We start from the raw sequence: 14023 nt of genomic DNA on the forward strand, positions 1-14023 counted from the left end.
CGGAAGGTGCGTGGCGGCGCCCGGCCCGCCCGGCGCGCCGGGCGGGAATCCGCAGGGCGCCGAGACTGGAGGGAAGCATAGCAGCGGGGCAACGCGCGCAGCCCCGAAAGAAGGGGGAAAACCCGGCTCTATTCGCGCAATCGGCTTGCCAAGGCTCTCGGATAATCCCTCTCGTGAAAGTCTCCCCGCCGTGCGCGGACGAGACGCGGAATGCCCCCGGAGAAACCCGTCGCATGGATTCGTCTGCCAACTCTTTGATCAACCCTGACGCCCGCATGGGCCTCGCCACGCCGGGCGCGCCCGGCGCGGGCGCGGGCGCCGGCCAGTCTGGCGCCGCGGAAGACCTCGGCGGCGGCTTCGCGCAACGCCTCGGCTCGTTCTCGTCGCTGCGCGGCGTGCGCGGCAACCCGCGCGCGCCGCTCATCGTCGCCGTGGCCGTGCTGATCGCCGTGGTCGCCGGTCTCGTGCTGTGGTCGCGCGCGCCGGACTACAAGGTGCTCTACAGCAACCTCTCCGACCGCGACGGCGGCGCGATCATCAGCGCGCTCCAGGCCGCGAACGTGCCCTACAAGCTCTCCGACGGCGGCGGCGCGATTCTCGTGCCCTCCGAGCAGGTCAACGAAATGCGCCTGCGCCTCGCCTCGCAAGGCTTGCCGAAGAACGGCTCGGTCGGCTTCGAGCTGATGGACAACCAGAAGTTCGGCATCAGCCAGTTCGCCGAGCAGGTGAATTACCAGCGCGCGCTCGAAGGCGAGTTGGAGCAAACCATCCAGTCGATCGGCAGCGTGAAGTCGGCGCGCGTGCATCTGGCGATTCCGAAGCCCTCGGTGTTCGTGCGCGAGCGCGAGGCGCCCACGGCTTCCGTGCTCGTGAACCTGTTCTCGGGCCGCGCGCTCGACGACGGCCAGGTGGCCGCGATCACGCACATGGTCGCCTCGGCCGTGCCCGATCTGCCCGTGCGCAACGTCACCGTGGTCGACCAGGACGGCAATCTGCTCACGCAAAGCTCGACCGGCTCGGGTCTCGACGCCTCGCAGCTCAAGTACGTGCATCAGGTCGAACACGACACGCAGTCGCGCATCGACGCGATCCTCGCGCCGCTTTTCGGCGCCGGCAACGCGCGCTCGCAGGTGAGCGCCGACCTCGACTTCTCGCGGCTCGAACAGACCTCCGAAGCGTACGGCCCGAACGGCAATCCGCAGCAGGCCGCGATCCGCAGCCAGCAGCAGAACGTCGCCACCGACATGCAGCAGGCGAGCCAGGGCGGCGTGCCCGGCGCGCTGACGAACCAGCCGCCGCAACCGGCTTCGGCGCCCGTGAGCGCGCCGGCGGGCGCGAGCGGCGCGGCCGCGACGGTGCCGGTTTCGGATCACCGCGACACCACCACGAACTACGAGCTGGACAAGACGGTGCGCCATTACCAGCAGGCCGCGGGCGACGTGAAGCGCCTTTCCGTGGCCGTGATCGTGAACTATCAGCAGAAGGTGGACGCCAGGGGCCACGCCACGATGCAGCCGCTCGACGCGCAGAAGCTCGCGCAGGTCGAGCAGCTCGTGAAGGACGCGATGGGCTACGACGCGAAGCGCGGCGACTCGGTGAACGTCGTGAACGCGGCGTTCCAGCAGGACGTCGATCCGAACGCGAACCTGCCGTGGTGGCGCACGCCCGACATGATCGCGCTCGCGAAGCAGGCGGCGCAGTGGATCGGCATCGGCATCGTGGCGCTGGTCCTGTATTTCATGATGGTGCGCCCGGCCATGCGCCGCGCGTTTCCGCCGCCCGTCGCGCCCGCGCCCGCGCTGCCGGGCATGGCGGGCGAAGAACCGATGCTGCTCGACGGCCTGCCGGGCGCCATGCGCGCGGCGGTGGAGAACGGCGAGGATGCGACAAACGACGAAGCGCTCCTCCTCGAAAACGAGAGGTCCCGATTCGACCGCAACCTGGAATACGCGCGCACCATCGCGCGCCAGGACCCGAAGATCGTCGCAACCGTTGTGAAGAACTGGGTGAACGATGAGCGCTGAAGGAGCTGTGAAGAGCGCGCTGCTGCTCATGTCGATCGGCGAGGAAGAGGCCTCCGAGGTCTTCAAGTTCCTCGGGCCGCGCGAAGTGCAGAAGATCGGCGCCGCCATGGCGGCGCTCAAGAACGTCAAGCGCGAGGAAATCGACGAGGTGTTGCAGGAGTTCGTGAAGGAAGCCGAGCAGCACACGGCGTTCTCGCTCGATTCGAACGACTACATCCGCAACGTGCTGACCAAGGCGCTGGGCGAGGACAAGGCCGGCGTCATCATCGACCGCATCCTGCAAGGCGGCGACACGAGCGGCATCGAAGGCCTGAAGTGGATGGACTCCGGCTCGGTGGCGGAACTCATCAAGAACGAGCATCCGCAGATCATCGCGACGATCCTCGTGCATCTGGACCGCGACCAGGCCTCGGAAATCTCCTCGTGCTTCACGGAGCGCCTGCGCAACGACGTGCTGCTGCGCATCGCGACGCTCGACGGCATCCAGCCGCAGGCGCTGCGCGAACTCGACGAAGTGCTCGCGGGCCTGCTTTCGGGCAGCGACAACCTCAAGCGCAGCCCGATGGGCGGCATTCGCACGGCGGCCGAAATCCTCAACTTCATGACGAGCCAGCATGAGGAAGGCGTGCTCGAGAACGTGCGCCAGTACGACGCCGAACTCGCGCAGAAGATCATCGACCAGATGTTCGTGTTCGAGAACCTGCTCGACCTCGAAGACCGCGCGATCCAGCTTCTGCTCAAGGAAGTGGAGTCGGAAGCGCTCATCATCTCGCTCAAGGGCGCGCCGCCCGCGCTGCGCACCAAGTTCCTCGCGAACATGTCGCAGCGCGCCGCCGAACTGCTCGCCGAAGACCTCGACGCGCGCGGCCCGGTGCGCGTTTCGGAAGTGGAACAGCAGCAGCGCCGCATCCTCCAGATCGTGCGCAATCTCGCCGAAAGCGGCCAGATCGTGCTAGGCGGCAAGGCGGAAGACGCGTATGTCTGACCCGACCAGCGACGCGCGCCGCGCGGCGTACCAGCGCTGGGAGATGGCGTCGTTCGACCCGCCTCCCCCGCCGCCGCCGCCGCCCACGCCCGACGAAGCCGCCGCGTTCGAGGCGCAGTTGCAGCATCTGCGCGACTCGGCACACCAGGAAGGGCTCAAGTCGGGGCACGTGGCGGGCCAGGCGCTCGGCTATCAGGCGGGCCACGACCAGGGCCGCCAGCAAGGCTTCGAGCAAGGTCTCGCCGAAGCGCGCGCGCAGGCGAAGCAGCTCGCGCAGCTCGCGAGCCGTTTCAGCGACGCGCTCGAAACGGCGCAGGCGGGCGTGGCCGACATGCTCGTGGAGCTGTCGCTCGACATCGCCCAGCAGGTGGTGCGCCAGTACGTGCAGCACGACCCGACGGCGCTCGTGGCGGTGGTGCGTGAAGTGCTCGCGGGCGAGCCGCAGCTCGCCGGGTCGCCGCAACTCGTGGTGAGCCCGGCCGACCTGCCCGTGGTTGAGGCGTATCTGATGGAAGAACTGAACGCGCGCGGCTGGACCGTGCGTGCCGACCCGCAGCTCGAACGCGGCGGCTGCCGCGCGCAGGCCGCCACGGGCGAAACCGACGCCAGCCTGCGCACGCGCTGGGAGCGCGTGGCGGCCGCGCTCGGCAAGGCGAGGCCGTGGTGAGCCCGCATCACACCACGATCCACACGGGCGGCCTCACGCCGCTCGAGCAGGAACTCGCGCTCGCCTCGTTCGGCCCGCTCGCGCACGATCCCGCGCAGACGGCCGCCGTGCTGGTCGGCGACGACGGCGTGGCGCACTATCCGCACGAAGCGCTCGCGCTGCCGCCCGCGCACGACGACGTCGATTCCGGCGGCTTGCTGCTGCCGCCCGCGCCGTTCGATCTGCCTGAAGCGCCGCGCGCAGACACGGCGGCCCCCGCGTCCGGAGCGAGCGGAGCGACCAAAGCGAGCAAAGCGTCCAGGGCGCCGGCCTCGTCGGCGCCTTCGGCTCCTTCGGTCCCTTCGGCCGAAGCCGCAATGGCCGCGGCCGCCCCCGCCGCGCCGGCAGACGCGCCCGCCCCGCACGCGCCAGGCTACGTGCCGCCGGAAAACTACGATCCGGACAATCCGCATCTCGTCGCCTGGAACGCGCATTTGCGCGGCGTTCTTGACGTGAGCCGGCGCGCGCGGCCGCTGCGCAGTTGCGGGCGGCTCACGCGCGCGGCGGGCCTCGTGCTCGAGGCGGTGGGCCTGCGTCTCGCCGTGGGCGCGGAAGTGATGATCGAATTGCCGCCGGGCAGTTCGCTGCCGATGGCCGAAGCCGAAGTGGTCGGGTTTTCGGGCGACAAGCTGTTCCTCATGCCGACCACCGAAGTCTCGGGCCTCCTGCCGGGCGCGCGCGTCTGGCCGCTCGAAGCCGCGCCCGTCGACAATCCGATGGCGGGCGCCAAGCGCCTGCCGGTGGGCTGGGGCATGCTCGGCCGCGTGGTGGACGCCTCGGGCAAGCCGCTCGACGGCCTCGGCCCGCTCAACACCGAAGCCGACGCGCCGCTCACCGCGCCCGTCATCAACCCGCTGAACCGCGAGCCGATCCACCAGGTGCTCGACGTGGGCGTGCGCGCGATCAACGCGCTGCTCACGGTCGGGCGCGGCCAGCGCATGGGCCTGTTCGCGGGCTCGGGCGTGGGCAAATCGGTGCTGCTCGGCACCATGGCGCGCGCGACCAGCGCCGAAGTCATCGTGATCGGCTTGATCGGCGAACGCGGCCGCGAAGTGAAGGAATTCATCGAGCAGATTCTCGGCGAGGAAGGGCTCGCGCGCTCGGTCGTGGTGGCCGCGCCCGCCGACGTCTCGCCGCTGCTGCGCATGCAGGCCGCCGCGTACACCACGTCGCTCGCCGAATACTTTCGCGATCAGGGCAAGCACGTGCTGCTGCTGATGGACTCGCTCACGCGCTATGCCATGGCGCAGCGCGAGATCGCGCTCGCGATCGGCGAGCCGCCCGCGACCAAGGGTTATCCGCCTTCGGTGTTCGCGAAGCTGCCCGCGCTCGTCGAGCGCACCGGCAACGGCCCGCAAGGTGGCGGTTCCATCACGGCGTTCTACACTGTATTGACGGAAGGCGACGACCAGCAGGACCCGATCGCCGACTCCGCGCGCGCGATCCTGGACGGCCACATCGTGCTTTCGCGCGCGCTCGCGGAAGCGGGGCACTATCCGGCCATCGACATCGAAGCGTCGATCAGCCGCGCGATGACGGCGCTCATCGACGACCAGCAGCTCAACCGCACGCGCGCCCTCAAGCAGATGCTCTCGCGCTACCAGCGCAACCGCGACCTCATCAACGTGGGCGCGTACCAGAGCGGCCGCGACGCGCTGCTCGACCGCGCCATCGCGCTGTATCCGCGCATCGAGGCATTCCTGCAACAAGGCTTTCGCGAATCCGCGACTTACGAATCGAGCGTCGAAGCGCTCGCCAATCTCATCGGCCAGGGAGCCAGAACATGACCCAGCATTCGGCGCTGCAAACCCTCATCGGTCTCGCGCGAGACGATGTCGACGCCGCCACGCAAAAGCTCGGCCGCGTGCAGCGCGAGCAGAGCGAGGTCGAGAAGCAGTTGCAGTCGCTCATCGCGTATCGCGACGAATATCACACGCGCTTCACCGAAGCGGCGCGCACCGGCATGCCGGCGGGCAACGTGCGCAACTTCCAGGCGTTCATCGACACGCTCGACGCGGCCATCGAGCAGCAGCGCCGCATTCTGGAGCAGGCCACCGCGCGCGTGGAGGCCGCGAGGCCCGAATGGCAGCGCACCCAGCAAAAGCTCGGTTCCTACGAGGTGCTGCAAAAGCGCCAGGACGACGTCGAAGCGCGCAAGGAAGCGCGCCGCGACCAGCGCGATGCCGACGAATTCGCCGCGCGCGCGCGGCGCATGCGGTCGTCGCAACATTCATAAAACACCGCAGTACACACCGATTCCGGGGTAACTCATGTCGCTCCTTTCAGCCGTTTCCTCGCTGTTCGGCGCCGCCTCCGACGCCGTGTCGGGCAGCAGCGCGAACCAGGCCAGCCAGTCGAGCCAGGACTTCTCGCAGGCGTTGCAGCAGCGCATCGACGCGCAGAGCCAGCAGGCCGCGATCGCCGCCACCGCCTCGCAGTCGATGCAGACTTCGCAGGCGAGCGCGCCCTCGCAGAGCGCGCAGGCCGCGCCGGACAATGCGTCGTCGGGCGATTCGGCGCAAGCGTCGCAATCGTCACAATCGGCGCAAGCTGCGAATTCGTCGCCGGGCACGGGTTCGAGCCAGAGCGCGCATCGCGCGCCGAAGCCCGACCACAGCGCCGATGCCGCGCGCACGCAGAAGAAGCAGGCGCAGGACGCGGGCGCGCAAGCGGCGGCGGCGCAAGCGCAACAGGCTCAGCAGGCGCAGCAGGGTCAGGACGACGCGAGCGACGCGTCGGGCCAGAACGGCCAGGACGGCGAAAGCGGCCAGGCGGGCAGCGACAGCACGCTCGCGGGCGTCGCCTCGGCGGCCGCCGCAGCCGCGGCAACGGCGGCGGCCGGCGCCGCGTCCGCCGACGGTTCGGGCGCCGCGGGCGCCGGAACGGGCGATCCGAAGTCGGTGAACGAGGCGCTCCAGGCGGCGCTTTCGAAGCTGCGCGGCGGCGCGGGCGCGCTCTCGACGAAAACGGCGGGCGCCGCGAGCGGCACGGCGGCCAATGCCGCCGACGCCTCGGCCACCGGCACCAATATCGCCAGCAGCTTTGCCTCGCATCTGAGCGCGCACGGCCAGGACAAGGCGTTCGACGCGGCTTCGGCCAGCGCCGCGACCGCCGCCCAGGCCACGCAAGCGGCAGGCGACGCCGCGCTCGCGGCGGCGCAGCAGGCCGCGGCGGCGAGCGCGCAAACCGGCGCGGCCGCGAGCACCGCCACCGATGCCCAGGCCGCCGCGCAAGCTGCCGCGATGGCGGCCGCCACGGCCGCGCAAGTGCAGGCCACGCAAGCCGCGAGCGTCTCGGGCGCGACGGCGGCGGGCGCGAGCACGGCGGCGTCCAACGCGATTTCGGCGCAGGTGGGAAGCAACGAGTGGGAGGACGCGTTCAACCAGAAGGTCGTGTTTCTCTCGAACGCGCATCAGTCGTCGGCGGAGCTTACGCTCAATCCGAAGGATCTCGGGCCGCTCCAGGTCGTGCTGCAAGTCACCGACAGCCACGCGCACGCGCTGTTCGTCTCGCAGCACCAGCAGGTGCGCGAGGCCGTGGAAGCCGCGCTGCCGAAGCTGCGCGAGGCGATGGAGCAGAACGGCATCGGCCTCGGCAGCGCGAGCGTGTCGGACGGCTTCTCGCGCCAGATGAACCAGCAGGCGCAGCAGGACAGCGGCTCGGGCCGCTCGGGCTCGTCGCGCGGGGGTTCGGGTTCGGGCGCGGCAGGCGCGGCCTCGGGCATCGACGACGCCACGAGCGTGGCCGCCACGGCCACCACGCGCGTCAACGGTTTGATCGACACGTTCGCCTGACGCAGAGCTGACGCGGGGCCGCCGCAGGGCCGCCGCAGGGCCGCAGGGCCACGCCTGGCCGCCACGACGCATCGCTTCTCGCGCGGCTCGCGGCGGTTCGGCTCGCGGCGGCTCATCGCGGCAAATGACGGCCGGTCGAAGCCAACGGCGGCGGACAACGCCGATTTGCTCCGGCCGATTTGCCTCGTCTTTAAGCGCGGTTGCGCCCCGTTCGCGGCGCGTTCGCGCAGCCGCGCGCGGCTCCTGGCCGGCGCGCGCCCGACCCGCACGCAATCCCAGGCTCAAGCCACGCACGAGCCACACGCAAGCGGCCCGCGCGCCGCCCTTCGGCCGCGCCCGCCGCGCCGCGACAAACGCGCGAGATAGCCGGAATTCCCCCGTCTATTCTTCCCATCGCCCAAGGTCGAAAGCCGCAACAATTCATGCTGCCCGGACCGGTCTTCGCGACCGGCGTCCGGACCCTCGCAAGCATTCAGGCTCAAGATCGACATGGCGACCACCACCGCATCCCAGCAAGCCGCGCCCCAAGGCGCGAAACCCGGACCGATGAAGCGCATCATCGTGATCGCGCTCATCGCCATCCTCGCCGCGGCCGCGGCCGGCGGCGCGACGTGGTTCTTCATGTCGCGCCATGCCGCGAGCGCGCCGGCCGCCAACGCGCCGCCGCCTCCGCCGCCCGTGCCGGTGTACTACGCGCTCGAACCCATGACCGTCAATCTGCAATCGGACGACGGCGAATCGCACTTCCTGCGCATCGGCCTCACGCTCAAGCTCGACAACCAGGCGACGCAGGACCAGCTCGTGGCGCGCATGCCCGAGATTCGCAGCCGCCTGCTGCTCGCGCTCTCGAACAAGCATCCGTCCGACCTCGCGCCGCTCGACGGCAAGCGCGCGCTCGCCACGGAACTGGCCGCGCTCATCTCGCAGCCGACCGACCCGCGCGAGAAGGCGGCGCACGTCGACGACGTGCTGTTCACCGAATTCGTCGTGCAGTGAGCGTGCCGAAATGATCACTCCGATCAACAACGCGATGCCCGGCGCGCCGCTTGCCGCGACCGGCGCGCGCCGCGTGGAGGGCCAGTCATCATGACGATGGGTCACGACGAGTTCATGTCCCAGGAGGAGGTCGACGCCCTTCTCAAGGGCGTCACCGGCGAAGTCGACTCCGACACGGGTTCGTCCGAGAAACAGGGCGTTCGGCCCTACAACATCGCGACGCAGGAACGGATCGTCCGCGGCCGGATGCCCGGCCTCGAAATCATCAACGAGCGCTTCGCGCGCTTGATGCGCGTGGGCATCTTCAATTTCATGCGCCGCACCGCCGAAATCTCGGTCGGTCCCGTGCGCGTGCAGAAGTACAGCGAATTCACGCGCAACCTGCCGATTCCGACCAACCTGAATCTGGTTCACGTGAAGCCGCTGCGCGGCACTTCGCTGTTCGTGTTCGACCCGAACCTCGTGTTCTTCGTGGTCGACAACCTGTTCGGCGGCGACGGCCGTTTCCACACGCGCGTGGAAGGCCGCGACTTCACGCAAACCGAGCAGCGCATCATCAGCAAATTGCTCAACCTCGTGTTCGAGCACTACACCACGGCGTGGAAAAGCGTGCGCCCGTTGCAGTTCGAATACGTGCGCTCGGAAATGCACACGCAGTTCGCCAACGTCGCCACGCCCAACGAAATCGTGATCGTCACGCAGTTCTCGATCGAATTCGGCTCGATCGGCGGCACGCTGCACATCTGCATGCCGTACTCGATGATCGAGCCGATCCGCGACGTGCTTTCCTCGCCCATCCAGGGCGAAGTGCTCGACGTGGACCGCCGCTGGGTGCGCGTGCTCTCGCAGCAGGTGCAGGCCGCCGAAGTGGAACTCACGGCCGATCTCGCGCAGATCCCCGTCACCTTCGAGCAGATCCTGAACATGAAGAAGGGCGACGTGCTGCCGATCAACATCGCCGAGCACATCGTCGCCAAGGTGGACGGCGTGCCGGTGATGGAATGCGGCTACGGAATTTTCAATGGTCAATACGCGTTGCGGGTCCAGAAGATGATCAGCGCAGCCGATACGATGAAGGAAGGTGGATATGAGTGACGTCAACGGCACGGGCGCGGAAGATCCGGTGCTCGAAGCAGGTCAGGACGCGGCGGACGACGCCATGGACGATTGGGCCGCCGCGCTCGCCGAGCAGAACAGCAACGAAGCGCCCGCCGCGGCGCCCACGGCGGTGTTCCAGCCGCTCTCGAAGGTCGATTCGAACTCGACGCGCAACGACATCGACATGATTCTGGACATTCCCGTCCAGATGACCGTCGAACTCGGCCGCACGAAAATCGCCATTCGCAACCTGCTGCAACTCGCGCAGGGCTCGGTGGTGGAACTCGACGGACTCGCGGGCGAGCCGATGGACGTGCTCGTGAACGGCTGCCTCATCGCGCAGGGCGAAGTGGTGGTCGTGAACGACAAGTTCGGCATTCGCCTCACCGACATCATCACGCCCTCCGAGCGCATCCGGAAACTGAATCGATGAAACCGCAGGCCGTTCCCGCCGCGCCGGCCCGCGCCGGCTCCGGCGCATCTCGTGCGCCTCGTGCGCTTCGTGCATCTCGCGCGCCGATGTCGCCGGGCGCCCGCGCGCTGCGCTTCTCGTGGCGCCTCGCGGTGCATCTCTCGCTGCTCGGCGCGGCGATTTTCGCCACGCTGGTCGCGAAGGCCGCCGACCTCCAGGCGGTCAATCAGGCCGCGCATCCGGCGTCGGCCGTGGTGCCCGCGATCGCCGGCAGCGCCGTGCCCTCGCTCGGCTTCGGCGCCGTGGTGCAAACCATTCTCGGCCTCGCGCTCGTGATCGCCGTGGTGTTCGGCTGCGCGTGGCTCGCGCGCCGTCTCGGCCTGCAAGGCGGCACGAAGAACGCGCTCGTGAAAACCGTGGGCGGCACCTCGCTCGGCGGCAAGGAGCGCGTGGCCGTGGTGGAGATCGGCGACACCTGGCTCGTGCTGGGCGCGGCGCCCGGCAGCGTGCGCCTCCTGCACACGATGCCCGCGGGCGAAGCGCCCGCCGCGGCGAATCCCGCGGCGCCCGCCCTTCAAGGCAGCTTCGGACAGCGCTTTCGCGACGCGCTGAAAAGCGAGGCCGGCAAGCGTATCAACGCACGGTTTGGACGTCACGACGGCGGAGCGCGGTAAATGCACGGCAGTCCTCTTACAGCGACCGCGAGCGGCGCCAGCCTCGCGCGCGCGCAATCCCTCGCGAAAATCGCCCGCGCGGCGCTGCCTTTCGCGCTGATGCTCGGCGCGGGCGCCCTCGCCTTCGCGCTGCCGCACGCCGCGCACGCGCAAGCCTCGACGGCGGGCCTGCCCGCCTTCAACACGAGCCCCGGCCCGAACGGCGGCACGACCTACTCGCTGAGCGTGCAGACGATGCTGCTGCTCACGATGCTGTCGTTCCTGCCCGCCATGGTGCTGATGATGACGAGCTTCACGCGCATCATCATCGTGCTTTCGCTGCTGCGCCAGGCGATCGGCACCACCACCACGCCGCCCAACCAGGTGCTGGTCGGCCTCGCGCTGTTCCTCACGATGTTCGTGATGTCGCCGGTGCTCGACAAGGCGTACAACGACGGCTACAAGCCGTTCGCCGCCGGCACGATCACGCTGGACGACGCGGTGACGCGCGGCGTGGCGCCGTTCAAGACCTTCATGCTGCGCCAGACCCGCGAGTCCGATCTCGCGCTGTTCGCGCGCATCTCGCACGCGGCGCCCATGCAAGGGCCGGAGGACGTGCCGCTCACGCTGCTCGTGCCCTCGTTCGTGACGAGCGAGTTGAAGACGGGCTTCCAGATCGGCTTCACCGTGTTCATTCCGTTCCTCATCATCGACATGGTGGTGGCGAGCGTGCTGATGTCGATGGGCATGATGATGGTCTCGCCGTCGACCATTTCGTTGCCGTTCAAGCTCATGCTGTTCGTGCTCGTGGACGGCTGGCAACTGTTGATCGGCTCGCTCGCGCAGAGCTTTACGTAAGGAGAAGGCCATGACGCCCGAGATGGTCATGACGCTCAGCCATCAGGCGATGTACGTCGCGCTGTTGATCGCCGCGCCGCTCTTGCTCGTGTCGCTCGTGGTGGGTCTCGTGGTGAGCCTCTTTCAGGCCGCCACGCAGATCAACGAGTCCACGCTCTCGTTCATCCCGAAGCTGATCGCCATTGCCGTCACGCTCGTGATCGCCGGGCCGTGGATGCTGACGACGCTCCTCGACTACATGCACAACATGTTCGCGAGCATTCCCGCGCTCGCGAGCTAGGCCGCACCGCCGCACTTTTGCCGCCCTCCGCCGCCCTCGCAAGCACGCACGATGTTCACCGTCACCTACGCGCAACTGAACGCCTGGCTCACCGCGTTCCTCTGGCCGTTCACGCGCATTCTCGCGCTGATGGCCATTGCGCCGGTCGTGGGCAACCGCTCGGTGCCCGCGCGCGTGAAGGTGGGCCTCGCGGGCTTCGTCACGCTGATCGTCGCGCCCACGCTCGGCGCCATGCCGCAAGTCACGGTGTTCTCGGCCGAAGGCGTCTGGATTCTCGTCAACCAGTTCCTGATCGGCGTTTCGCTCGGCTTCGTGATGCAGCTCGTGTTCGCCGTGGTGACGGCGGCCGGCGACCTCATGAGCCTCGGCATGGGGCTCGGCTTCGCGAGTTTCTTCGACCCGCAGGCCAACACCACCACGCCCGCGCTTTCCTCGTGGTTCAACATGATGGCGATGCTCGCGTTCCTCGTGTTCGACGGCCACTTGCAGATGATCGCGGCGCTGATCGAAACCTTCCACAGCCTGCCCGTCACCGCGAACGTGCTGGGCGCCAACGGCTTTCGCCTGATCGCGGGCTGGGGCGCGACGGTGCTCAATTCGGGTCTGCTGCTCTCGCTGCCCGTGGTGGTGGCGCTCCTCATCACCAATCTGTCGCTCGGCATTCTCAACCGCGCGGCGCCGCAGATCGGCATTTTCCAGGTCGGCTTCGCGCTCACGATGCTCGTGGGCATGGTGCTCATCCAGATCATGATGCCGAATCTGATTCCCTACTTCGCGCGGCTTTTCGACAGCGGCTTCGACCAGATGGGGCGCGTGGCGGCGGCGTTGCGGCCGGCGGGCTGACGGCCAGACCCAGGCCGAACTCAGGCCGAACACCGGCGACGGCGCGCACGCGCAAAAAACGCGCGAGGCAATGAAAAAGCGGACCGAAGTCCGCTTTCTTTTCGTCCCGCTTCGGCCCGCCGCCGGCATCAAGGATTGATGTACTGGAACAGCGAGAGGTTCTGCGTCGCGGCGAAGCTTTTCTGCGAGGCCGTGAGCGCGTTCGAAAGCTGCTCGAACTGGCTGATGGCGGCCACCGTGTCCGTGCTCGTGAGCGTCGTGAGGCTCGTGGTCACTTGCAGCGCGTTGGCCGACGTCACGGTCTGGAGCGCCTTCACTTCCTGCTCGCGGCCGCCTACCGAGGCCTGCACGGTAATCACGTTCGAGAGCGAGTTGCCAAGCTGCGTGAGGCCCGTGTTGAGCTGGTTGTTGAGCGTGGCGAGCGCCGCGGTCGAGCCGTTGGTGGGCGTTTCGAGCGCGCTGATGACGTTGTCGATGGTCTTGAACACGTCGGTGTTCGACGCGTTGCTGGCCGGCGTGACCGAGAACGAGTCGCCGCCCGCGGGCGAGCCCGAAACCGAAACGTTCATGCCGTTGCCGAGCGAAATCGCGTCGCCTGCCGTGTAGGCCGCGGGCGTCGTGGTCGTCGGCGGATTGGCGCTGTTGTCGGTCACCGTGTAGCTGATGTTGCCGCTGCCGTCGTCGGTGAAATCGATCGCGTAGGTGTCGTTGTTGGTCGCCTGGGTCGGGTCCGTCACCGTCACGGCGCTGATCACGCCCGTGCCCGTATTCGACGCGCTGCCCGACGGCACGATGTCCGAACCGACGGCCTGCACGCTCTGGAACACCACCGCGCCCGTGTCGCCCACGGCGATCTGGCGCGTGCCCGAAACCTGCATCACGCGCTGGCCGGCGTCGCCGTTGTAGGTCGCGCCGCCGCCGGACTGGTTCGTGAAAACCTGCGAAGTGGTCTGGAAGCCCGAGAAAATGTAGTTGCCCGCGCCGTCCGTGGTGTTGGCGAGCGTGAGAAGCTGGTTGCGCAGGCCCGTCATCTGCTGGGCGAGCGCGGCGCGATTGGTGTCGTTCATCGTGCCGCTCTGCGCTTCGAGAATCAGCGAGTTGATGCTCTGCATCGTGCCCGTCACGCTCGTGAGCGTGCTGTCCTCGAGCCCGAGCGCGGTGAGCGCCGTGTTCTGGTTGCTCGTGTACTGCGAGAGCGTGGCGCTCGTGGCCGAGAGCTGCACGGCCTGCGCCGCGCCGAGCGGATTGTCGGCCGGGGAGGCGATCGCGTTGCCGGACGAAATCTGCTGCTGGATTTGCAGGATTTGCGCCTGCTGGCTCTCCATCGTCGCGACGTTGTTCGAATAAAGCTGGGAAGTGGCGATACGCATGGTT

14 protein-coding genes are annotated in these 14023 nt (G+C 68.5%); 13 read left to right on the forward strand and 1 reads right to left on the reverse strand.

The annotated features are described in order from the left end of the window. Positions 1–233: 233 nt before the first annotated feature. From fliF to fliR, 13 genes are all read left to right on the forward strand, one after another. Positions 234–2024: a flagellar basal-body MS-ring/collar protein FliF gene (gene fliF, locus U5805_RS18240; protein ID WP_322104894.1), complete on the forward strand. Its 1791-nt coding sequence runs from the start codon at positions 234–236 to the stop codon at positions 2022–2024. Beyond that, positions 2014–3009, forward strand: a complete 996-nt coding sequence (fliG, locus tag U5805_RS18245) for a flagellar motor switch protein FliG (RefSeq protein WP_322104895.1) — start codon at positions 2014–2016, stop codon at positions 3007–3009. Before fliF ends, fliG begins: the two co-directional genes overlap by 11 nt. Then, on the forward strand, positions 3002–3676 hold the full coding sequence (fliH, locus tag U5805_RS18250; RefSeq protein WP_322104896.1) for a flagellar assembly protein FliH: 675 nt from the start codon (positions 3002–3004) through the stop codon (positions 3674–3676). The genes fliG and fliH overlap by 8 nt, the downstream gene beginning before the upstream one ends. Further along, positions 3670–5502, forward strand: a complete 1833-nt coding sequence (fliI, locus tag U5805_RS18255) for a flagellar protein export ATPase FliI (protein ID WP_415914628.1) — start codon at positions 3670–3672, stop codon at positions 5500–5502. The genes fliH and fliI overlap by 7 nt, the downstream gene beginning before the upstream one ends. After that, complete coding sequence (gene fliJ, locus U5805_RS18260; protein ID WP_322104898.1) at positions 5499–5951, forward strand: flagellar export protein FliJ; 453 nt, start codon at positions 5499–5501, stop codon at positions 5949–5951. The genes fliI and fliJ overlap by 4 nt, the downstream gene beginning before the upstream one ends. A 34-nt stretch (positions 5952–5985) precedes the next feature. Continuing rightward, complete coding sequence (locus tag U5805_RS18265) at positions 5986–7509, forward strand: flagellar hook-length control protein FliK (protein WP_322104899.1); 1524 nt, start codon at positions 5986–5988, stop codon at positions 7507–7509. Between the two features lie 489 nt (positions 7510–7998). After that, entirely contained in the window at positions 7999–8505 is a 507-nt protein-coding gene (fliL, locus tag U5805_RS18270; protein ID WP_322104900.1) for a flagellar basal body-associated protein FliL, read from the forward strand. Positions 8506–8601: 96 nt separating this feature from the next. Further along, positions 8602–9600, forward strand: coding sequence for a flagellar motor switch protein FliM (gene fliM / locus U5805_RS18275; protein ID WP_322104924.1), 999 nt, complete (start codon positions 8602–8604; stop codon positions 9598–9600). Continuing rightward, complete coding sequence (gene fliN, locus U5805_RS18280; protein ID WP_322104901.1) at positions 9593–10036, forward strand: flagellar motor switch protein FliN; 444 nt, start codon at positions 9593–9595, stop codon at positions 10034–10036. The genes fliM and fliN overlap by 8 nt, the downstream gene beginning before the upstream one ends. Beyond that, positions 10033–10689 (forward strand): flagellar biosynthetic protein FliO, encoded by a 657-nt coding sequence (fliO, locus tag U5805_RS18285; protein WP_322104902.1) that lies wholly within the window; start codon positions 10033–10035, stop codon positions 10687–10689. The genes fliN and fliO overlap by 4 nt, the downstream gene beginning before the upstream one ends. Before the next feature lie 99 nt (positions 10690–10788). After that, positions 10789–11526, forward strand: coding sequence for a flagellar type III secretion system pore protein FliP (gene fliP / locus U5805_RS18290; RefSeq protein ID WP_322104925.1), 738 nt, complete (start codon positions 10789–10791; stop codon positions 11524–11526). Between the two features lie 10 nt (positions 11527–11536). After that, positions 11537–11806 (forward strand): flagellar biosynthesis protein FliQ, encoded by a 270-nt coding sequence (gene fliQ, locus U5805_RS18295; RefSeq protein WP_322104903.1) that lies wholly within the window; start codon positions 11537–11539, stop codon positions 11804–11806. A 51-nt stretch (positions 11807–11857) separates the two neighbouring features. Continuing rightward, positions 11858–12649 carry a flagellar biosynthetic protein FliR gene (gene fliR / locus U5805_RS18300; protein ID WP_322104904.1) on the forward strand — a complete coding sequence of 264 codons (792 nt, stop codon included), beginning with the start codon at positions 11858–11860 and terminating at the stop codon, positions 12647–12649. A gap of 128 nt (positions 12650–12777) precedes the next feature. On the opposite strand, the gene flgL is transcribed toward fliR, so the two are convergent. After that, entirely contained in the window at positions 12778–14019 is a 1242-nt protein-coding gene (gene flgL, locus U5805_RS18305; protein WP_322104905.1) for a flagellar hook-associated protein FlgL, read from the reverse strand. Positions 14020–14023 lie beyond the last annotated feature (4 nt).

It is taken from the genome of Paraburkholderia sp. J41 (assembly GCF_905220235.1).
GTDB lineage: Bacteria > Pseudomonadota > Gammaproteobacteria > Burkholderiales > Burkholderiaceae > Paraburkholderia.

Bases quoted from the DNA above. Each gene is read 5' to 3' on its own strand.
- fliF (WP_322104894.1), top strand. From the start codon at position 234: ATGGATTCGTCTGCCAACTCTTTGATCAACCCTGACGCCCGCATGGGC.
- fliG (WP_322104895.1), top strand. From the start codon at position 2,014: ATGAGCGCTGAAGGAGCTGTGAAGAGCGCGCTGCTGCTCATGTCGATC.
- fliH (WP_322104896.1), top strand. From the start codon at position 3,002: ATGTCTGACCCGACCAGCGACGCGCGCCGCGCGGCGTACCAGCGCTGG.
- fliJ (WP_322104898.1), top strand. From the start codon at position 5,499: ATGACCCAGCATTCGGCGCTGCAAACCCTCATCGGTCTCGCGCGAGAC.
- U5805_RS18265 (WP_322104899.1), top strand. From the start codon at position 5,986: ATGTCGCTCCTTTCAGCCGTTTCCTCGCTGTTCGGCGCCGCCTCCGAC.
- fliL (WP_322104900.1), top strand. From the start codon at position 7,999: ATGGCGACCACCACCGCATCCCAGCAAGCCGCGCCCCAAGGCGCGAAA.
- fliM (WP_322104924.1), top strand. From the start codon at position 8,602: ATGGGTCACGACGAGTTCATGTCCCAGGAGGAGGTCGACGCCCTTCTC.
- fliN (WP_322104901.1), top strand. From the start codon at position 9,593: ATGAGTGACGTCAACGGCACGGGCGCGGAAGATCCGGTGCTCGAAGCA.
- fliO (WP_322104902.1), top strand. From the start codon at position 10,033: ATGAAACCGCAGGCCGTTCCCGCCGCGCCGGCCCGCGCCGGCTCCGGC.
- fliP (WP_322104925.1), top strand. From the start codon at position 10,789: ATGCTCGGCGCGGGCGCCCTCGCCTTCGCGCTGCCGCACGCCGCGCAC.
- fliQ (WP_322104903.1), top strand. From the start codon at position 11,537: ATGACGCCCGAGATGGTCATGACGCTCAGCCATCAGGCGATGTACGTC.
- fliR (WP_322104904.1), top strand. From the start codon at position 11,858: ATGTTCACCGTCACCTACGCGCAACTGAACGCCTGGCTCACCGCGTTC.
- flgL (WP_322104905.1), bottom strand. From the start codon at position 14,019: ATGCGTATCGCCACTTCCCAGCTTTATTCGAACAACGTCGCGACGATG.